Source organism: Aureimonas sp. Leaf427, from assembly GCF_001425485.1.
Classification (GTDB): Bacteria; Pseudomonadota; Alphaproteobacteria; order Rhizobiales; family Rhizobiaceae; genus Plantimonas.
Genome location: NZ_LMQW01000016.1, coordinates 1 through 19433, shown reverse-complemented (window position 1 = coordinate 19433; position 19433 = coordinate 1). Strand labels below are relative to the sequence as shown.

Genomic DNA, 19433 nt, shown 5'->3' with positions numbered 1-19433 from the left:
GCAGAGGGAGCGTGATCGTGAACGAGTCGGATCTGGCATAAACCGCATGCGCCGCTGGAAAGGACGACTTGCCGTACAAAACATTCGCACACTTCCGACGATTTCGAGAATGTTTGCTCGCATCCACGACTACGCTATAATTGATGGTTGGTGCCCAGCACCCAAAGTTCCGACTGCCCTGCGTGTCGCCGTTCTGAGACATTTCTGGACCGAGTAGTCTTCCTGCTCCGGCAAGCAGCGATCGAGCTAGAGTTGTCAGCTGACAACCACCTGAGCTCTGAACTGGAGTGGACCCCGTTTTGTCGGAGAGGCGGCGGTCGGGTTTGGGCGCTACGTCTGATGAACTCGCGTGGCGGCTAACTTCAGGCTTGAGCGTAGGTGTACCTCGCGATAGTCCTCGTTCCTGTCAAAGAGCAATGCGCAGATGGCAGGGCCGTCGTGCAGGATCAAGATGCTGGCGTATTCGCGCTTCAGAGTTTTCACGAGGGCTTCCGACACGCCGTTCAACTCCGGGCTGCGGACGAGCGTGGTAAGCAGCTTCAGGCCAAGGGTCGCGCGGTGTTGGCAATGTCCTTCGCGATTTAGGCGCTGCCGTCGTCCAACGGCCATTCGGCAGCATGCGGCGCCTTGGTCATGCCGAAGCGACGTTTGACTTCCGCAAACCATCTTATCGAAGATGCCGGCCGGTGCCACGGCCTACCAGGCGATGATTCCGCGGTCGCAGGCATCAAGCACGAACGAGATGCGCGCGACTCCGCGGATGCGGCCATGAATCTCCAGACGGTCGGAACACCGACGCACGTCTGAAAGCAGCGCGACGGCCACGCCGTAATGCGTTCCGCCAAGCCGCCGGGCAGTATGGCGCTCCAGCGGTAAGGCGTGATCCGCAGAACCCGCTACTCATTAACTGTCGAGCGCCTCTCAGCTCGTCGGCAACGTTTTAGCAGTACCGTCAAACGCCGCCTCTCATCGATTGCAAGCAATCGCCTGTCGGCCAGGGGTAGCCGTAAGTTAGCCGAGCATCGACGATAGCCCAGATCGGCCCCGGGAACTCGGCCTCCTCGGCCTTGGGGTATGGACCTCCGCGGCGTCACCGTCCTGCCACGTCGCTCCCTGCTGCGGGAGCAAGCGACGTCAAGCGACTGTGCCACGGCGCTCGACCCAAGAACCGTCCGTCTGGTTGCGCCAGGACAACAAAGGCGACGACCGTTTTCTGGGCGGACGAGATCGAGCGCCTCTTCTAGGATCTCGTTCTCTATCGTCTTGCGGTCGCGCAGGTGCTTGAGGTCGCGGACCCGCTTCTCCAGATCGTGAATCCTCGATGTGCCGACCACGTCCTCGTCCATCTGGACGGCAGCATGTTCGCCCTCCAGTATCCGGCGCCTCCAGTTAAAGAGCTGAGACGGTGAGACGCCTGCCGGGCGTCCCACGAAGGACACGCTCATGCCCGGCTGCATCGTTTCCTCGACAGGACGGACCTTCTCGGCCGTCGAACATTCCCGCCAGCGCTAACATAGGTGATCACCTCGACCCGCGAAACGGACATCGGGAGCCTCCGCATAGTCGTTTTCATCGGCGAGAGCCTATGCCTTATTGGCTATGCTGCCTGTCCGGTCAAAACGGGCTGCGTTCTATTGAGAGCAAAACCAAACTTCTTTCGATCTTGGAGCTCTAAAATGCGGAGACACTCGTTCAGCAGGTAAGGCCCTTACGACGGAGCTTGCGACTCAGACAGGATTGTGACCATTCTCCGAGACGGAAAGGAAGCGTCTAGCGCTCGAATTCCGTCTTAGGGTCGAAAGAGATATGGTCGCGCTTCAGCAAAATAACAAAATGGTGCCGTTTTCCGCTTCTGGGCGAATTGCGCGTCACGCGGAAGTCCTATCCTCGCAATTGCGATCCATGCGAAGCGCGATGTTTCCGCCTGAGGCTCAAAAGAGTCTGCGTTCATTTTCGTCGGGGGAAGCCGCTCGTTTTCTAGGTGTCTCCGACGGATATCTCCGTCAACTGTCTTTGGACGGCCTCGGCCCAGCGCCGAACCTGTCATCTGGTGGGCGGAGATCCTACACGCTTGGCCAAGTAAATGAGCTTAGAAAGTTCCTCTCAACTCACCGGCCAAAGGAGGCCGTAAGCTTTTTGCCACGAAGACGTGCCGGTGAAAAGTTGCAGGTCGTCGCCGTTGCAAATTTCAAGGGCGGCTCGGCCAAGACAACGTCTTCTCTTTATCTTGCGCAATATCTTGCGCTGCACGGTTACCGGGTCCTGGCGATCGATCTTGATCCGCAGGCGTCTTTGTCTGCTATGTTCGGCTATCAGCCAGAATTCGATATCGGAGAGAACGAGACGCTCTACGGCGCAATTCGTTACGATGGCGACCGCCGTCCCGTCAGCGAAGTGATCAAGAAGACCTACTTCGACGGGATCGATCTCGTCCCAGGAAATCTCGAACTCATGGAGTTCGAGCACGAGACGCCCCGCGCCATGCTGCAAGGCGGACGGGGACGGGACATGTTCTTCCGCCGGGTCTCTGGGGCAATTGCTGATGTGGAGGCGGATTACGATGTCGTTGTAATCGACTGTCCTCCCCAACTGGGCTTTTTGACCGTCGGCGCCTTAAACGCCGCGACGGCAATGCTGGTAACTATCCATCCGCAAATGGTGGATGTCGCTTCGATGAGCCAGTTCCTTTTGATGACGGCAGACCTTATGGCCGTCATCGAGGAAGCCGGCGGGACGCTCGACTTCGACTTCGTTCGATATGTCGTGACACGCCATGATCCTAACGACGTACCAGAGGCACAAATCGTTGCCCTTCTTCGCGGGCTCTTTGCAAGCGATGTCCTGGATGCGACAGCCTGGAAGTCAACTGCGATCGCCAATGCCGGTCTGACGAAGCAATCCCTCTTCGAGTTGGATCGGGGTTCGGTCGGGCGGGCAGCCTACGACCGGGCTCTGGAGAGCCTGAATGCAGTCAATTCCGAAATCGAGGGCCTGATCGGAAAGGTCTGGGAGAGATGAACAAGCGTTCGAAATCGGTCGCCTCCATTTTTGCCACCCGCCCAGCCGAGACGGAGTTGTCAGCTGACAACTCCCGCGTCACCCGCGTCGCCGCTGGCTCTGTTCGTTCGATGAAGGAGAGCTTCAGCCAAGTCGAGCGCGAGAACGAGACCCTGCGGCAAAGCCTGCAGGATGGGTTGCGCATCGTCGAGGTAGATCCTGCTGACATCGACGCATCGCCCTTCGCGGATCGATTTGACGACGCCGACGACCCATCTTCCTTCGAGCGTCTCAAAACGTCCATCGCGGAGAACGGGCAGGAGGTTCCCGTTCTCCTGCGCGTCCACCCCCTTGACGAGGCTCGCTTTCAGGTCGCCTTCGGACACAGGCGCGTTCGTGCGGCGCGGGCTTTGGAGCGCCCGGTGCGTGCTATCGTGCGTTCACTAGATGATGAGGCTCTGGCGCTGGCGCAGGGTATCGAGAACTCCGCTCGCCAAGACCTAACCTTTATAGAGCGTGCCGTCTTCGCTGCACGTCTGGAAGCTCGGGGCCAAAGCCGACATGTCGTTCAGCAGGCTCTCAGCGTGGACAAAGCTGAGGCGTCGAAGCTCATCGCAATCGCAAACGCCATTCCAGCGGATGTTCTGCGCTACATCGGGCGGGCTCCGAAGGTCGGGCGGGGACGATGGCAGGCGCTGTCCGAAACCTTGAAAGGGCAAGGGGCTCTCGGTCGCGTCCACCGCGTGATCACGGATACTGATCGTACCGAGCCATCCTCGGACCTGCGCTTCGTCGCGATCCTGAATGCTGCAGCCAAGACCGTAAAAGCAGGAGCAGCCGAGCGTTCGGTGCTCGCTGTCTCCGGCCGACGCATCGCGTCGCTTTTCTCGGGCGGCCAAGATGCAAGATTGGTGATCGACCGAGAGCTCGGTCCAGCCTTCGCCGAGTTTCTCGCGGAGCGGTTGCCGGCTCTCTACGAAGACTATGCCGCCGCCAGCGGTGTGCAACCGTCATCGGACGCTTCGTCCGGTCGTTCAACGCAACAAGATTAAGGGGAACCGAGTGGTGTAAGAAAAAGGCCCCCGAAACAGTCCGTCCCGGAAGCCCTTCTCGTCGTGTAGCAACTCGAGAATCGCATTTTCCAGCGGGCTCTGCAAGACGCGGACGCCTTTCGGCGGGTGATTTCTTATGCCCCGACACGGGATCGGGATGAAAACGGCTGACCAACAGAAGACGGACCTGCGCTCTGCGTTACAAAGACGTGCTCACGCCGTTCTGGAACAAGGAGACGCGGAAGCGGCGCTGCGATCGGAGCGGAAGCCGAGCCTTAGGCTCGCCCGTAATTGTCGTCGTGTGTCTTTGGTTGAAACGACGGTGCCATTCCCCGTTATGCCGACGCCTGCCATGAGACCCAATCGAGGTCTCGGCTGGTGCCGGATCCATCCATCATTCCAACGGAGAAGCGATAAGCAAAGAAAAGGCCCCGAAGCGGGAGCCGCCTGGAGCCTTGTTCTAGTCGTCTAGCAACCTCAGAATTAGGCCCTTTCAACCACATCGTCAAGTGAAACGCGGCTTCCCGCCACGGCCTTCTTTTGCCTCGCGCAAGGAGCACCATGGCGACCGAACGAACCCGCATGCCTGGAGGTATGCGGACCCACCTGAGCGTCGCCTACTCGGCCGACGCAACGCCCCCGGCTGATCTGTTCTCAACGGACGCGCAGTTCGCCGGCGCGGGTCCTCATCCCGATTTCGCGGCACGGGCCGCCATCTGGCGCGAGCAGCGCGAGGGTCTGATCTCCGTCGCCGAGGCGCAGCGGCGCTCGGCGCTGGTCGGCGTCCCAAAACCTCTTGTCGCCGTTCCAGCAGCCCTCAAGCCATCGGTGCGCCCTCGGCATTCGCGCCCCGCGCCGAACGACAGCCGTCAGTACGCCCCTGAGATGGCGACCACGGCCGCGCGCGACGATCGCCTGACGCCGAACGCCAAGAGCTTCCTGCAGGTGCTGCGCGCCCGCTGCGGCAAGGGGAGATCGACCGAGTTCGCCAAGGCGACGCTGGCGGCCGTCATGAGCCGTTCAGCGCGCACGATCCGGCGCTACATCGTCGACCTCGAGCGCTTCGGCTACATCAAGACCGCGATCCGCAAGACGGGGAGGGGGCTTCACACCGGCCTCGTCGTCACTATTACCGAAAAGACCACCCCCTTCTACGAGGACCTCAAGGGCCTTGCCGCCTGGCTCGCCGAAACGCCGGCAGCTATCGACACCGCCTTCATCGGTCGTGTCCTTGGAAATCATGGGGTGACAAAACTGTCACTCAAAAACCAGATCCATCAATATCATCCCTTCAGACGGTTCAAAGCGGCCAAGAATGGTCTGGTGGGCGCCGGCTAGTGCCCTCCTGATCCCGTCTGCGCCAAAGTGGCGGCCTCGATAGACCCCGCTCCAGCAGCCTCCAGGGCGCTGAAACGAGGGGGTGCGCTGGTAGGGATTCCGTCGCTCGCCTGATTTTATTCGGTCGTTGCCAGAATGGCGGCCGATCGCGCCTCAATGCCCTTTCGCCGGCGCCCGGCGACGATCGGTGTTGCCGCCAAGCGCTTTCGTCAGGAAGCCATCATGGCTCGGCTCGCGTCAGGCCGCTTCCCAGACCTGGTTCAGAATCCGCGCGGCGATCTCAGCCTTGTCCTGGGGCAGGAAGCGACCGTAATGCTGGGCCACCATCTCCGGCGTGTCCTGGATCGCGTAGCTCGCCTGCTCGTAGGACCCGGTCTGCTTCAGAATATGGGTCGCCAGCACGTCGCGCACATTGTGCGGGCCATGGGGCAGGAGGCCGACGATCGCGCCGCGATCCGTGTAGGGATTGTAGATCCCATAGCGCTGGATCGTCAGGCGCCAGGCCTCGAAGAACGTGTTCTGATCATAGGCCGCGTTGGCGCTGGTTTGCTTCACCGATTTGACGAAGAAGGTGCCGGGATCCTCGGCTGGCCCGAGCAGCCGGGCACGGTGGCGATCGATCCAGGCATTGATCATGGCATAGAGATCGCCGAGATCGGGCAGGATCAGGCGAAAGGGCTTCGACCCGAAGAAGGACGAGTTGGCGTTCTTGAAGGCGACGGACGGGATCAGGATCTCCCAGCCGCCGTCGCGCGTGCTCCAGCGCAGCTCGCCGCGCTTGCGCTCCTCGAGCGTGCGCTCGGAGGTGGGGATGCGTCCGGGCGGGCACAGGAGCAGTTCGCGCAGGTTCTTCTGGCGAAGACCGGTGTGGAGGCCGAGCCGCAGGATCAGGAACGAGCGGACCGCTTCGGCGGCAGCTTTGGGATAGCGCCGCTCGTCCGGCATGCGGCGGACGATCTCCTCGGTGATCTTGCGGTACTCGCCGACGGGGCTTTTGGCCTCGAGCACGGGCAGGATCGGCTCGAAGGGATCGCGGTGAATCCGGACAACGCGGGAGATCTCGCGCGAGCGATGGCGGGCATGACCATGCATGGCATCGCAGGCCGCGTTCCAGTCGGCACGGGCGGTGGCGATGTCGTCTTCGGTGACAAGACCGGGGATCGGCACGAGATGGTCGCCGAGGGGCGGCATCTGCCGGATCCAGCCCGTTTCCTTTTGCAGGAGGGACAGGCCGACGGCGAGGAGGTCGAGCTCCCAGCGTGTGTAGAAGCCGCGCCGTTCCTCGCGCCATTGCAGGTACCAGTCCCAGACCCGGGGAAAGAGCAGCATGGCGAAGGTGAGGGCGCAGAGATCGACGCCATGACCGCGGATCTCGCCGGTCGGCGAGGCGGCGAAGGCCCCGAACATCAGCCCGAAATGCTCCACCTTCTGCGAGGCCGTCTCAGGGTTCCAGACGCCGGAGCGACGAAGGCCGAAGGCGGTGAGGGTCGCGGTCTTGAAGCGCAGGAGATCCGTCATCTCGCGCCGAAGACGGGCAGGGGCATCCACCACCATGCCGGGTTCGGTGTCCTCGTCGTTGGCATTGGCTGCCAGTGCAAAGCGTGGATGGAGAGGGCTGGAGGTCGGCGATGCCGCCGCCCTTTTGGTCCGGCGTTTAGCGCCGTCGAGGCCGACGAAGCGCACGGCAAAACGCTGACGCTGGGCAGCGGCCTGATAGCGGCGGTAGTCGGTGGTTCCGCTGATGATGGTGGTACGCACCCAGGCGAGGATCTCCTCCTGCTCGGCGATCGGCCGCCTGCTGAAATCCTCCGGCAGGTGCCAGGCCAGGCGTCGCCGCTCGGGGCGGGGAATGTCGTCGAGGACGTTACCGCGGGTAGCTCGTCCCGACCGAGGCAGCTTTGCGCGCAGGCTTCCAGTCGGAAGGCGATAGCGGTGCTCGATCCGGTCGAGGGCCTGGAGGCTGGTGATCGAGCTCGGGGAGGAGGTGCCCTTCACCCATTTGTCCAGAGTAATCCGGTCCAGGAAGACCCCGGTGGCGGTGATCGCCCGCGCGAGGCGGCCGATGGTCTCGCCGTGGCGCGTGATGTGCAGCGCCAGCGCGTCAGCGAGTTCCTCGGGATCCTCCCATTCGCTCCACAGCGGTTCGGGATGCTCCTCGATCGACCAAGGCTTTGGACCAGGCTTGGCCCTTGTTGCCGACGATCCCGCGCGATCAGCCGTCGTTGCCGTCCTATGTGCCGGTGATGTTCGGCGTCGGTGTTCTTGTTTGCGAGTAGGGGAGGTAAGCGGCTGATCCGCTAAGGCCCGGCAGATGGCGTCGCAGATGGGTTGGATCTGTGCTCGAGCCGAGGCAAGCACGCGAGGCTCGATGCCGGCGGCGTCGGCGATCAGGGCGGTGTCGATCGCCCGTCCGCGATAGGGTGGGAAGAGGCTCCGGGTCAGGCAATCGTCGAGGTAATGGCGAAGGCGGTCAAGGTCGTCCGGGGGCAGGAGATCGGCAAGCCGAACCTTGCAGTAGAGGTCGATGCGCTGCGATGTCAGGCGGTAGGCGGATGCGTTCATGAAGGCCTCGTTCGGTTGATGAACGGCGTGCTCCTGACAAATTCGGGGCGCCCTGCCGATCGCAAAGGTCCGGCTGGTTGTCCTTTCCACCGAAGAAAGGTGTTTCTTCAGTGAGGGTTACGAACCGCCGCGCGTCAGAGAAACGATGGAGTTCCAGAGGGCTTCCGGCAATTCCACGACGATCATCGCGATGCTCAAGGCGATGATGGCAACGATCTGAAGGGCGATGATGCGAATGAGCTGCGAGCGGAACGGCTCCTTGCGCGTCTTGTGACGGACCATCCGCTGGGCCAGCACGGTTCCGGCGCTTCCTCCCACCAAGGCCAGCCTCAAAAGCGTTCGCTCGGGAATACGCCGCAAGCCTCTGGAGGCCTTTGCCTTATCCAGAACCATGGCTCCATAGGCGAGGACGTTGACGATGAGGACATAGCCCGCCAGTGAGATTGCCGGTTACCAGCGACCACGCGATTCCCAAACGAAAACGCCCTGACCGGGGGAGGACCGGTCAGGGCGTCATCTTGTGCCTGCAGCGGTGGGAGGAACCGCGAGGCTGATCCGCTTCGACCTATGGGAGGAAATCGATCGAAGCGAAACTTTGAAATTCAGCGGGTCGCCTGACGGGCGATGGCCGGAATCTCCGAACGCGAGATGCCGAGGTCGGACAGTTCGCGCTGCGAAAGACCGTTCAGTTCGGAAACGGTGTCGCGATATTGGCGCCAGGTGCGAAGGGTGCGGGAGAGGTTCATCGTGTCCATCTTTCAGCGCTCCTCGTCGGTGGGAGCGGCTCGTTACGTCTGTCGTTTCGACAAGCTCCATTTACGATCTCCCCGCCTTCGGGAGGAGCGCTAAGACCGCATGGCAGGCATGGTGGTTTTCGCTATGTCCGCAAGGGGGGACAGACCTGCGTCGAGTTCATGCAAACTGTCGGCGCTCTGGCCTGCAGCGACGCTCGTTGCCCGACTTTCTGAAACAGCATCTTCCGGCGGACGAATGATCTGCATCCCGCCGCCTTCAGCTTTGACCTTGGCCGCCGTCGCCGGCTGAGCGCTCGTCGCAACTGGCTTTTGGACGGCGGCCGGCTAGGCGCCTTTAAGCTACGGTTTTCTCCTCTTCACCAACTCCGCGGCTTCGGCGGCGAGCATTCCTGCGAGATAGGCCAGCATGGGGGCATTACCCTTCCGCGCGATCTCGACCAAGGCAGCGGCCTCCTGTGCAATGTAGGCAGCCATTCGAGCCTTCGCTTCTGTCATTTTGTTTTCCTTTTTGCGTGAGCAGGCAGGATGACAAGCGGGATCGCGAGCTATCAAATAGTTGGAGCTGGAAGCCGTTACACGTTCGGCTGACGAAAAACTCCGGTGCACTCCGACCTTCGTAGGGTTGTGTGGAATTGCGCGCTAAGGTTTAGCGGTTGGCAAGAAACGCTGGACGTGACGAGCCCTTCGAATGCGCCAACTCCACACGCTGCGACGGGCCGCTATCGCTGCCCGATCTGTCACGATCGTTCTCGCTCTCGGCATGTCTGCCAACCTCAGCTCGCTGGCTGCCGCGGATGAGATTGCGGGACGCGCGACGGTCGTTGACGGAGACACGATCGCCGTCGAGGGCACGAAGGAGCGGATCCGGCTCTATGGTGTCGACACGCCCGAAAGCGGCCAGACCTGCAACGACGCCAGCGGCAAGCGCTACCTGTGCGGCTCGCGCGCCGCGGATGCCTTGGCCTCACTTATCGGCCGAAATGGTCGTGTAACGTGCCAGGAAGAGGACCGGGACCGCTATGGACGGATCGTTGCCGAATGTCAGTCGAACGGCAAGGTGCTGAACGCGGAGCTCGTCCGAGCCGGCTGGGCTGTCGAATACAAGCAGTATAGTGACGGCCGCTACAGCGACGAGGAAGCCGCTGCAAAGCGTGCAAAGGCCGGCATGTGGACCGGAACCTTCGTGCCGCCGGCGGAGTGGCGCCGCGGCGAGCGCCTTGCCTCGGAAGAGCAACCCGCCAAGGGACCAAGCGGCTGCCAGATCAAGGGCAACATCAGCAAGAGCGGCAAGATCTATCACCTGCCGGGGAGCCGTTCCTACGCCAAGACGAAGATCGACGAGGCTGACGGGGAGCGCTGGTTTTGCAGCGAGGCCGAGGCAGTCGCCGCCGGCTGGCGCGCTGTGCGCGGCTGAAGACCATCAAACAGAGGGGGAATGAGAATGCTTCGAACGATCATTATCGGGGCCGCGCTGGCGGCCTTGCCCAACCCGGCCTTCGCTGAGCTGTCCCGCGCACGGGAAAGCCAGCCGAACGCGCTCGAGCGCTTGCTTGTCGAAGGCGAGTTCCAAGTCGCCCAGCGCCGGAGCTGCAAGACCGCGTCGACTTGCGAGGAAGCCGTCCAGATGTGGTGTGATGGCTATGCCGGCGCCGATCGCGACAACGACGGCATCCCATGTGAGACCGTCTGCCGATCAAAGGCCCAGGTCGACGAGATCCGCGCACGTATCGGCTGCTGAAGAGGCAATCTGTTGCCTTTCGGCATGTGTCTGCAGCCTTATGAAGAAACTCGCTAAAGTCGAATGTTACGCAACCCGAGTTTGTGCTTCATGAAAGCACCGCAGCGGCCTACGACTGTGGACTCCCTGACTGGATCCGCCACCATGAAGCTCCTGACCGCTGCCATCCTCACGGCTGCCTTTGCGCTTTCGCCTTTCGCCATCGTGCCTTCGGCGAAGGCTTGCACGAACTCTTCCGATCGCGCTTCCGACGGCTCGCGCTGCGGCGACCGTGCATCCGGCTGTAAGCCCGGCGGCCGCGGCGGCATCTGCTAAATCAAACTATTGTCGCTGCTGAAAAGTCAGTGACTGAACGAAACTGATAGGCGGGGCCCTCCCGCCTATCGCAGTTCTACGGTACCGCCATCGGTTCGGCTACGGCCTGGAGATGTGAGCTCCGTCGTAACAATTAGCCATGGCTCCTTGCACGAAAGCGCTTGGCCGTCAGGCCGCGTCCTGCACCCGCATTTCGACATGGAGACCCGCGCTCACGGCCATGTTCACGAGCATGTCGAGGCTGAAAAGGTTGATTTTGCCGCGCAGCAGATCGGAAATGCGCGGCTGGGTGACGCCGAGGCGCTTGGCTGCCTGTCCCTGCGTCCAGGCCTGAGCTCGAATGTGCTGCTCCAACGCTATCATCAGCGACGAGCGCAGCTTCATGTTCTCGGCTTCCTGCGGCGTCGGCTCGATCGCGTCCCAAACGCTGGTGAAGGTCTGCCCGCTCATTGCTCAAGCTCCTGTGCGAGATCGCGATAGCGTTTCGAGGCGAGGTCCAGGTCCTGTTTTCCTGTCTTCTGCGTCTTCTTCTGGAAGCAGTGCAGGACGTAGACGGTGCCGACGAACTTGGCGACGTAGATCACCCGGAACGCGCCGGCCTCGTCCCGTATCCGGATTTCCTGAACGCCTGAGCCGATCGTCGTCATCGGCTTCCAGTCGTCCGGCTCCAGGCCGTTCTGGACCTTATCGAGCTGATAGCCCGCTTCCCGGCGGATCAGAGAGGGAAGGCGCATAGATCGGCCAAAGCACTTCCACGAAATTCCAGATCCTTCGGCATGGCGCATCATACAAAGTTTTGTATATGTTGCAACCGGACTGCTTCCACCGGGCAGAGCGCAGAAGGGAAAGTGAAACGCGCCGGGTTTGCCGGAGGCTGGTTGGATTGAGTCCTACGCGGCGATCTTCATCGCCTCGAGCTGTGCGTAGTAGTGTTCTTCGGCCTCGGCTGGCGGAATGTTTCCAATGGGCTCGAGGAGCTGGCGGTTGTTGAACCAGTCGACCCATTCGAGGGTGGCGAACTCGACGGCCTCGCAGCTTCGCCATGGTCCACGCCGATGGATCACTTCGGTCTTGTAGAGGCCGTTGATCGTCTCGGCGAGGGCGTTGTCGTAGGAATCGCCTACACTTCCGACCGATGGTTCGATGCCGGCGTCGGCGAGGCGCTCGGTGTATTTGATCGAGACGTATTGGACGCCGCGATCACTGTGATGAACGAGACCTCCCTTCCGGATAGGCCTTCGATCGTGAAGCGCCTGTTCCAGGGCATCGAGGACGAAGTCCGTTCTGGCCGAGCGCGACACTCGCCAGCCGACGATGCGCCGGGCGAAGACGTCGATCACAAAGGCGACGTAGACGAAGCCGGCCCAGGTGGCGACGTAGGTGAAGTCCGAGACCCAGAGGGCGTTCGGGCATGGCGCCTTGAACTGGCGGTTGACCCGATCCAGCAGACACGGGGCGGCGGGATGGCTGACCGTGGTGCGCACTGTTCTCCCGCGCACCGCACCCTTCAAGCCCATCTGGCGCATGAGGCGTGCCACCGTGCAACGGGCGACGTCGATCCCTTCGCGCTTCATCTGCCGCCAGACCTTGCGCACTCCGTAGACCTCGAAGTTCGCCTCGAAGACGCGGCGGATGTCGCCGCGAAGACCGGCGTCACGGCGTTCGCGAACCGGCGCACGGCTCGGGTCTGCCCGCCGGGCGGCATACTCACGGTAAGTCGAGGGGGCGATCGGCAGCACTTTGCAGATCGGCTCGACCCCGTAGACGCCGCGATGGTCGTCGATGAACGCCTTCATCGTTTGAATGGGCGGTCGAGCTCCGCCGCCGCAAAATAAGCCGACGCCTTACGAAGGATCTCGTTCGCTTGGCGTAGTTCGCGGTTCTCACGCTCCAAAGCTTTAATCCGATCGCGCTCCTCGCTGGTCGTGCCGCCTCGAAGACCCTGATCGCGCTCAGCTTGGCGGACCCAGCCGCGCAGCGTCTCCGCGCTGCACCCGATCTTCGGCGCAATCGATCCGATCGCCGCCCATTGCGAGGCGTGCTCGCCCTGATGGTCGAGGACCATCCGCACGGCGCGCTCGCGCACCTCGGGAGAAAACTTCGTCGTCGTCTTGGCTGTCATGGCTCCATACTCTCAAGAGTGGGAGCCTCCGGCAAACCCGGCGCGTTTCAGACACTTAGCGGACCAGAGCCCGCAGCTGACGTTGTGAAACCCTGTCGTCGCCGAGAACTATGGCTGTGTCAGCTGCGCCTTGAGCGGCAATCGATGAACCAGAAAATGTCCCACCCTTTGTATTGCGGGCCGGCATTGCCAACGCAAACACCAGTCTATGAATGTCTTCTCGTAGGCTTGTGGCGGTGACCCCCACCGGAGCAAGCCTAAACGTCTCGATACGCCCGGTATCTTCAAACTGCGGATTTATCGTGCCTGTTAGCTTAGTCGTGAACGTGATTTCATCAACATGCCAGCTGTACTTGCTATCAGAGCCTCCTTTGGCGGTGATAACATTATCACTGAGAGCAATCAGATTACTGTAGTCTGTAAGATACTAGAAGGAGCCGATGGCTTCGGCGAGGTTCAAATCATCGGCGATAGGGTATGCGCTTCCCTTCTTTTTGGAGTTTGCTTTTACCGCATCTATCTTGAAACACTCTATAGGAAGATTTCGAATGAGTGTTTCAAAGTTATCCTCAAGTCTAAACATGCGCTTGTTTCTGCGTGTGCTATCCGAGGAAGCGCTAACTGTTCCAAATGCACGACTCAGATTGAAGCAATCATTGTATCCCACGGATGCATCAATATTATTCTGCTCATGAATGTCAAATGCAAAGTCATATATTATTGCGCCCTGCCGAAATCTTTCTAACTTTTCTCGTGGCTCTGGCGGCAGCGAACTAAGAGGCACGTCTTTGACAGCCAACGCTTTGCTCTCAACCAACTCGTATATTTGGCGATCGATTAACGGCTGGTTGGTCGTCCTCGCCACGTTTTGATAGTTTTTGAAGTAGTCGTGCAGCTGAGTTAGAAGAGCCTGCCTTGCGTCGCATCTGATTTTGGTTGAGATATCGATGGTGGTGTAGGGAACAACATTCTCCAGCATAGGCCGTGTTGCACAAGCTGACAGTGCGAACGTTACAGAAGCGTAGAGCGCGCCCGCGCCAATCTTAGCCAAGCTGATCATATGGGCCTCCCGTTTTACCTAACGTAATAGCGGGATGAGCTGGCTTTCTGCGTCATTTTGAACACATGCACGTTCATATTAAGATGCTTGCTACACGGGCGCCGTGGGGCCCAGCTTGTTCGCCGCGCTCCCCGTCACCGGACGACTACAAGGTCGAGGAGTTGGCTGACAAGCCAACGACCAAACCCAAAACTGGAAGTCAGTGAGTGTGGCGGACCAACGAGCCCACGGAGTGGGGGAGTGCCGCGCGAGCAGCCAACGTAGTGGCCTGCCACGAAGCGACGGCGGCGAAAGCAGCAGACGTAGAAGGTGATGAGTGGGTTGAGCCACGCGAAACGCACGAAGCTGATCATGGCTTTCGTAGTGGAAGACCGGCAGGGGGTACTCGCCGATGCTTCTTCCGATGGTAGGGAGATGGATTTCGGTGATCAAGCGCGAGGAGATGGTGATCCCGTAGCTGCATCGGCAGGGCCGGTCGGTTTCGGCAATCGCTTAAGACGACGGGAGCCGACCGCAAGTCGTTGCGCAAATACATCTAGCGTGGGCTGAAGGCGCTGGCCCCGTTCCGATCGGTCCTGAAGCTCAAGCGGCGCATCCGCCGCGAGGGCATGGTCAGCGTCGGCTGCAACTTCTACTCTGTTCCAGACGCCACCAGCCGCCGCGGGGCCAGGAGCGGGCCAAAGCTGCTGGGGTCTATAAGGGGCGCCCTGAGGACACCAGGCGCAACGCCGGCTTCGCCGGCATGCTCAAGGGCGGCTCGTCATGGACAGCGGTTCAGCAGGCCTTCGGGTGTTCGCGGGCGACGGTCGCTAAGATCGCGAAGCGAACGGCCTCTGCAGAGACACGAGAGGTGACCATAGGCGCGTAAGTCATTCAGTGACCGGAAACTACGCTTGGTCGAGCCGATCTGCGCTGACGATGCGACCGCCTGAAAGCGGTCTATCCGCTGTCGACCCTTCACAGCCGACCGATGGCCTTCTGATTGAAGCGGAAGCTGACATTCGCCGGTCTCTTCGCGCCGGTCGTGTCACGGGCGAAGCCGGATCGTCTCGGCTTTCCAGAACGTAAAGAACGACACAGCTAAGGGCGCAAAACTATAAATTGCCAAGGCAACCATGAACGCTACCGGCGTTTCTGAAAAGCTAATGAGCTTTTGCTTTGGCCACTCCGCTATGCCACTTACGACAGCGGGATAAATTTGCAGGACCCCGGCAGCCAAGCTCACTGCATAGGCAGTATAGAAGACAACCATTCTTTGGAAATTCCGGCATATCATAGGTTCACCGCTTTTCTATTTCCGGCTTTGCTGGCGCCTTTTCAGCTGAATAAATCTCCGTGACCTGCATGCCCCTCTGCGGCGGTATGATGAGTCTAGGCGGTTCGTCGAATGCTCTGCGTTCGATATCTTCGGCGTTGAGACAACCGAGTCTTTGCTTAATCCGCTGCTGTCGCCTTCTCTTGAACTCCGCTAGCTTTGGGTGCAAACGCCGGAGGTGCCGCTCCGGACAGATAGATAGCAGCAGAGAGCCGATCAGCATGCACTCGATCGCCAGAGTCCCAAGGAAGACAAACAAAAACGCAAAAGGTTCGCTGTCGAGCTTCGCAGACAATCTGTAAGAGCTTACATCTCCTGAGAACCAGCCCTTACAAAGTGCGATCCCGGTCAGCGCCACAGCCAAGCTGTGAACTATCAGTGTTAACCGAGGAAAGCTCGCCTGAAAGCGGGCGATCAGCAGTCCAATCATATTTAGGTTTCACAACGTGCAAACCCGATGGGCAAAATAGTCAAAAGACACGGTAGAATGCGCCCAGCCCTAGAGCAAAAGCAAGGGCGCTGCCTATAATGTACCCAATCGCCATCTTCTGAAGCCTTTTTTCTAGCTTATCGTTGAGAACCAAAAACAACTGTCCACTGGCAACGTGATGAAGTATAGGTACCGGTTGGCCTATTGAAAATAACTGCCCTCCGATATTGCGGCCGTCCGAAATTGTCTTGACCGTTCCATCTGCCATCTTAACCTCAACGATAAGTGAAGTGTATGTTACCGTTGGAGATATACAGTTTAACGTAAAGTCCTTTACGTTGCCTATCACTTGTTCAGATAGCTTAAGACGCCTTACCACGACAGCCATGCGAAGCGATAAAGCAAGTCCAGCTAGTCCAAAGAATATGAAACCAGAGCTTATAGCTGCCTCATCGGTTACGCCGAACAGTTCATTGTATCCTGAGAATCTTGACATCGAAACCGCGGGTCAGAAGACGATCTGATAGAGAGGGGTCGATCCTCCGCTATGAAGATTACCCGTTCGTTAGTGTCGGGTTTCGTGGATACCTATCACAAAGCCGACCATCCGCTTTCCATCTGTGGACGCCCCCTTGGGCGCAAGTGGTTTCTGTAGAGTTGGCACGATGTCGGATGCTGCCATCTGTCCGGCCTCTGATGCAGCGTATCGCTGCGGGCCCGTATGGGAGTTCGCGGACCGGAACCAAAACACCCAGAGCGTGCTCGATGGCACGGTGGAAAGCACTGGTTCTTCCGGCCCCGTCTCGCCGACTGTTGTGCCATGCTCTCCTTCGACCGACCTCGCGTCCCGACGGCCTCTGACGACGACCCCGGCTTACGCCGCGACCGCCATCGGAGCTCGGTAAGTTCCGCCCTTTGCCAGAAGGGCCCAGACGATACGCGCCATCTTGTTGGCCAGCGCCACCGTCACCAGCATGCGCGGCTTGCGCGCCAGCATCTGTTCCAGCCACGATCCCTTCGCGGTCCCGCGCCGCGTGGCCTGGATGATCACGGCGCTAGCCCCAATGATCAGAAGGCGCCGCAGCGTTCGCTCGCCCATTTTAGAGGTTGCGCCGAGCTTCTGCTTGCCGCCTGTCGAGTGCTGCGACGGCGTCAGTCCGAGCCAGGCAGCGAAGTCGCGCCCCTTGGCAAACGTTTCGGCTGCTGGTGCCAGGGCCATCAGCGCCGTCGCCGTGATCGGCCCGATCCCGGGAATGGTCATCAACCGCCGCGCCGTCTCCTGCTCGCGGACGCGCTGGGCGATCTCCTTGTCGAGAGCGGTGATGCGCTCGTCAAGATCGGCGAGGAGGTCGAGCATGACGCGGAACATTGAGACTGCTGCCGGCGGCAAGGAGGCCCCCAGCTCGTCGTCGAGCAGATCACTCAGCATCGAGACGTAGGCAGGCCCCTTCGGCGCAACCCAGCCATACTCGGTCAGGTGACCGCGAATGGCATTGATGAGCTGGGTGCGCTGGCGAACGAGGAGGTCCCTGGTCCGGAACACGAGCGCCGATGCCTGCTGCTCCTCGCTCTTGACGGCCACGAAGCGCATGGTTGGTCGCTGCGCCGCCTCGCAGATCGCCTCGGCATCCACCGCGTCGTTCTTGTGCCGCTTCACGAACGGCTTCACGTAGGCAGGCGGGATCAGCCGAACCTCATGGCCCAGTGCCGTCAGCTCGCGAGCCCAATGGTGGGCCCCGCCGCATGCCTCCAGCGCCACGATGCAGCGTGGCTGCGCGGCAAAAAAGGCCAGCAGCTTTGGCCGCGTCAGGCGCTTGGACAACACGCCGCGGCCGCGCTCGTCGGCGCCATGGGCATGGAACACGGTCTTCGCGATATCCAGGCCGATCGTAGTAACCTCGGACACGGACGCCTCCTGTAAATGGTTAAAACACCCCATTCTGGCACAACGATGCCGTCGGGGGCGTCCACCCCATCACCCTAGGTCGCCCTTCTGCTGTCGACCTGCCCACAACGCGGGCGACCGCTGCCAGACCACCCTGAAGCTGACATTGTCGGTCAAAATGACGCTTGCGGTACTACGATGGCATAAAATCTCATTATGGAACCTAAATCAAAAAATGAACGGCAACCAAAAGACAAAAGTCGCTGTAAATAGCAGGGAGAAAAATATGTTGTACCCGCGAGATGCTTTTGCGTCGGGCGAGAAGTCCCAATGATACTTTCTATTTACGTTATACAAATCATAGTAGTAGGCTACGAACGCTGCCGACAATCCTAAGCTCATTACAACGGCCTGATGTATGTCATCTAGCGTCAAATTGAAGTTCTCTTACCATTATCCCACGCTGTTATCAACGGTAATTACCATTGACCTCGTCCGCTACGATCTGCCGATAGCGTTCATCCTGTCTGACGCGGCTCTCCCGTGCCCGGAATAAACCGTAGATACCGAACGAACCAACGACGCTGCAACACAGGAACATCCATGCCAGCATCTTGCTGAGATCCTGTAGCCTTTTAACGTAAGCTGTTGTCGATTGCGGTATGAAATTGTTTCGATTAGCAGGATCGACGGCAACAGGTATGAAATCACCTATCTTTACGGGCCAGTCAATTTCGTCGTAATCGAAACTGTGTTGTGAGCGTACATCGGCAAGGCGGAGCTCAACTAGCGCAAAGGGAATAACCCGGGTCTTAAACCAGTCGCGGTCGGGTTTGGCTGCCTCAATCGCTTTGGCTTCTTTGCAGCTTACCCGGTCAAGTGTGATGGTCCAGTGTCGCCTTCCGGTCGTTCGATACCTAGGTTCGCAGCGTGTGTCGCGGTCAACCGCGATAACCTGAGCTTCAGCAGGTTCCCAAACTGACGCGTAGTAGGCACGAGAAGCTAGGTTGTATACGGGTTCTGGAAGCAACCATAGCGCAGCGAAAAGGGGAGCCCCCCACGCGACGCAGTAGAACAATTTTTCTGCAAAACGTTCGCTCATTGGCTCTCCGACAACGATTGGTCAAACGCTAATCCATCCACGACGTTAGTGTTTCGCCGTCTTCTGCTCTTCACGTGCAGCTGACTTGAATGCTAGGAGAGCAAAAGAGAGCACTCTGCCTAACGGCGACAATATGATGAGAAAGAATGCAGCCGCTCCCCCTCCTGCGAGGCTCGCACCCAACGACCGAAGCTTTTCAAGGCCAAACATTCCGCCAAACAGCGCAATGAAGGCGCCGAGTATCGCGACGATAATCATCGACATCATGAGACCTCCGAAAAGAAAGCCCAACGCCCGCCAGATCGCCTTCATGTTGATGACCCTTTATACAGGTATTCGCCCACTGCTAGCTGATTGCTGCATATGCGATCCAAACACCAACCGCCGCGACAAGGCCTAGCGCAAGATAGTTCGCAATCTTGTTCGCGATAGCCATTCGAGGGCTTGGCTTCATACCACCAGGCGGAAAGCCGTTAATGATCGTTTCAAGAATGTAAAAAAAGGCATTGCTCATCGTTACAGCTTGCCACGAATGGATTACGAAGACGATCACGCGACGATATGCGGTTCTGGGTACGTTGTGGCGGAATCTAACGGCACGGGCGAACAAGTCACACAGAAGGTGCCCGCTGCGACTTAAATGATGGAAGGGGCCGTTAGCTGCGTACGCATCCGATGAAGACCGCGGCGTTTGCGTGGTTTGCATGATAAGTTTGCGAGCATGGATATCGATGAGGAGAAGATCGACGCCGCTGTTCTGGC

21 protein-coding genes, 1 pseudogene and 1 other annotated feature are annotated in these 19433 nt (G+C 59.7%); of the genes and pseudogenes, 6 read left to right on the top strand and 16 right to left on the bottom strand.

Annotated elements, in window-relative coordinates:
* Positions 1–896: 896 nt before the first annotated feature.
* A pseudogene (locus ASG62_RS28030) lies at positions 897–1481 on the bottom strand (transposase); the annotation flags it as partial.
* A 325-nt stretch (positions 1482–1806) separates the two neighbouring features.
* On the opposite strand from ASG62_RS28030, the gene repA reads away from it, so the two are divergent.
* The 3 genes from repA to ASG62_RS12250 all read left to right on the top strand — a co-directional run bounded on the left by repA (position 1807) and on the right by ASG62_RS12250 (position 5387).
* Positions 1807–3018, top strand: a complete 1212-nt coding sequence (gene repA / locus ASG62_RS12260) for a plasmid partitioning protein RepA (RefSeq protein WP_056695989.1) — start codon at positions 1807–1809, stop codon at positions 3016–3018.
* Positions 3015–4049 (top strand): plasmid partitioning protein RepB, encoded by a 1035-nt coding sequence (gene repB, locus ASG62_RS12255; RefSeq protein WP_056695990.1) that lies wholly within the window; start codon positions 3015–3017, stop codon positions 4047–4049. Before repA ends, repB begins: the two co-directional genes overlap by 4 nt.
* A 561-nt stretch (positions 4050–4610) precedes the next feature.
* Entirely contained in the window at positions 4611–5387 is a 777-nt protein-coding gene (locus tag ASG62_RS12250; RefSeq protein WP_244488601.1) for a helix-turn-helix domain-containing protein, read from the top strand.
* Between the two features lie 237 nt (positions 5388–5624).
* Here ASG62_RS12250 and ASG62_RS12245 read toward each other — a convergent pair whose 3' ends face one another.
* From ASG62_RS12245 to ASG62_RS26465, 4 genes are all read right to left on the bottom strand, one after another.
* On the bottom strand, positions 5625–7949 hold the full coding sequence (locus ASG62_RS12245) for a hypothetical protein (RefSeq protein ID WP_056695992.1): 2325 nt from the start codon (positions 7947–7949) through the stop codon (positions 5625–5627).
* A gap of 117 nt (positions 7950–8066) precedes the next feature.
* Positions 8067–8369, bottom strand: coding sequence for a DUF1294 domain-containing protein (locus ASG62_RS12240; RefSeq protein ID WP_413814203.1), 303 nt, complete (start codon positions 8367–8369; stop codon positions 8067–8069).
* Positions 8370–8551: 182 nt separating this feature from the next.
* Entirely contained in the window at positions 8552–8704 is a 153-nt protein-coding gene (locus ASG62_RS25540; RefSeq protein WP_413814201.1) for a DUF1127 domain-containing protein, read from the bottom strand.
* A 339-nt stretch (positions 8705–9043) separates the two neighbouring features.
* Positions 9044–9199 (bottom strand): hypothetical protein, encoded by a 156-nt coding sequence (locus ASG62_RS26465; protein WP_156382104.1) that lies wholly within the window; start codon positions 9197–9199, stop codon positions 9044–9046.
* 193 nt (positions 9200–9392) lie between these two features.
* Here ASG62_RS26465 and ASG62_RS12235 point away from each other — a divergent pair, with 193 nt between their 5' ends.
* From ASG62_RS12235 to ASG62_RS27205, 3 genes are all read left to right on the top strand, one after another.
* Positions 9393–10118 carry a thermonuclease family protein gene (locus ASG62_RS12235; protein ID WP_082537306.1) on the top strand — a complete coding sequence of 242 codons (726 nt, stop codon included), beginning with the start codon at positions 9393–9395 and terminating at the stop codon, positions 10116–10118.
* Positions 10119–10145: 27 nt separating this feature from the next.
* The gene (locus tag ASG62_RS27575; protein ID WP_156382103.1) at positions 10146–10442 is read left to right on the top strand and encodes an excalibur calcium-binding domain-containing protein; all 297 of its coding nucleotides are present in this window, start codon (positions 10146–10148) and stop codon (positions 10440–10442) included.
* A gap of 144 nt (positions 10443–10586) precedes the next feature.
* Positions 10587–10757, top strand: coding sequence for a hypothetical protein (locus tag ASG62_RS27205; protein WP_164470480.1), 171 nt, complete (start codon positions 10587–10589; stop codon positions 10755–10757).
* Positions 10758–10925: 168 nt separating this feature from the next.
* Here the strand turns inward: ASG62_RS27205 and ASG62_RS12225 are convergent, their stop codons facing one another.
* The 11 genes from ASG62_RS12225 to ASG62_RS27385 form a co-directional block, all read right to left on the bottom strand.
* Positions 10926–11207 carry a helix-turn-helix domain-containing protein gene (locus ASG62_RS12225; RefSeq protein ID WP_056695994.1) on the bottom strand — a complete coding sequence of 94 codons (282 nt, stop codon included), beginning with the start codon at positions 11205–11207 and terminating at the stop codon, positions 10926–10928.
* A complete protein-coding gene (locus tag ASG62_RS12220; protein WP_413814200.1) occupies positions 11204–11545 on the bottom strand; it encodes a type II toxin-antitoxin system RelE/ParE family toxin in 342 nt (113 codons plus the stop codon). Before ASG62_RS12220 ends, ASG62_RS12225 begins: the two co-directional genes overlap by 4 nt.
* A gap of 102 nt (positions 11546–11647) precedes the next feature.
* Positions 11648–12879, bottom strand: a protein-coding gene (locus ASG62_RS12215; RefSeq protein ID WP_156382102.1) for an IS3 family transposase whose coding sequence is annotated in 2 segments (ribosomal slippage) — positions 11648–12588 and positions 12588–12879 — 1233 coding nt in all. Because the reading frame shifts where the segments join, the coding sequence is not laid out codon by codon here.
* Positions 12479–12595, bottom strand: a sequence feature (AL1L pseudoknot). It overlaps the preceding gene by 117 nt.
* Positions 12880–13306: 427 nt before the next feature.
* The gene (locus tag ASG62_RS26455) at positions 13307–13939 is read right to left on the bottom strand and encodes a hypothetical protein (protein WP_156382101.1); all 633 of its coding nucleotides are present in this window, start codon (positions 13937–13939) and stop codon (positions 13307–13309) included.
* Between the two features lie 1027 nt (positions 13940–14966).
* On the bottom strand, positions 14967–15191 hold the full coding sequence (locus ASG62_RS12205) for a hypothetical protein (RefSeq protein WP_057180411.1): 225 nt from the start codon (positions 15189–15191) through the stop codon (positions 14967–14969).
* A 28-nt stretch (positions 15192–15219) separates the two neighbouring features.
* Positions 15220–15684 (bottom strand): hypothetical protein, encoded by a 465-nt coding sequence (locus ASG62_RS12200; protein ID WP_056696004.1) that lies wholly within the window; start codon positions 15682–15684, stop codon positions 15220–15222.
* A gap of 40 nt (positions 15685–15724) precedes the next feature.
* Entirely contained in the window at positions 15725–16180 is a 456-nt protein-coding gene (locus ASG62_RS26450; RefSeq protein ID WP_156382100.1) for a hypothetical protein, read from the bottom strand.
* Positions 16181–16558: 378 nt separating this feature from the next.
* Positions 16559–17590 (bottom strand): IS110 family transposase, encoded by a 1032-nt coding sequence (locus ASG62_RS12195; protein WP_056696012.1) that lies wholly within the window; start codon positions 17588–17590, stop codon positions 16559–16561.
* Positions 17591–18038: 448 nt separating this feature from the next.
* Complete coding sequence (locus tag ASG62_RS26445; RefSeq protein WP_156382099.1) at positions 18039–18671, bottom strand: hypothetical protein; 633 nt, start codon at positions 18669–18671, stop codon at positions 18039–18041.
* 45 nt (positions 18672–18716) lie between these two features.
* Positions 18717–18983, bottom strand: coding sequence for a hypothetical protein (locus ASG62_RS12190; RefSeq protein ID WP_056696006.1), 267 nt, complete (start codon positions 18981–18983; stop codon positions 18717–18719).
* Positions 18984–19017: 34 nt separating this feature from the next.
* Positions 19018–19433 (bottom strand): hypothetical protein (locus ASG62_RS27385; RefSeq protein WP_210168394.1); only part of this gene is annotated, 416 nt, incomplete at its 5' end.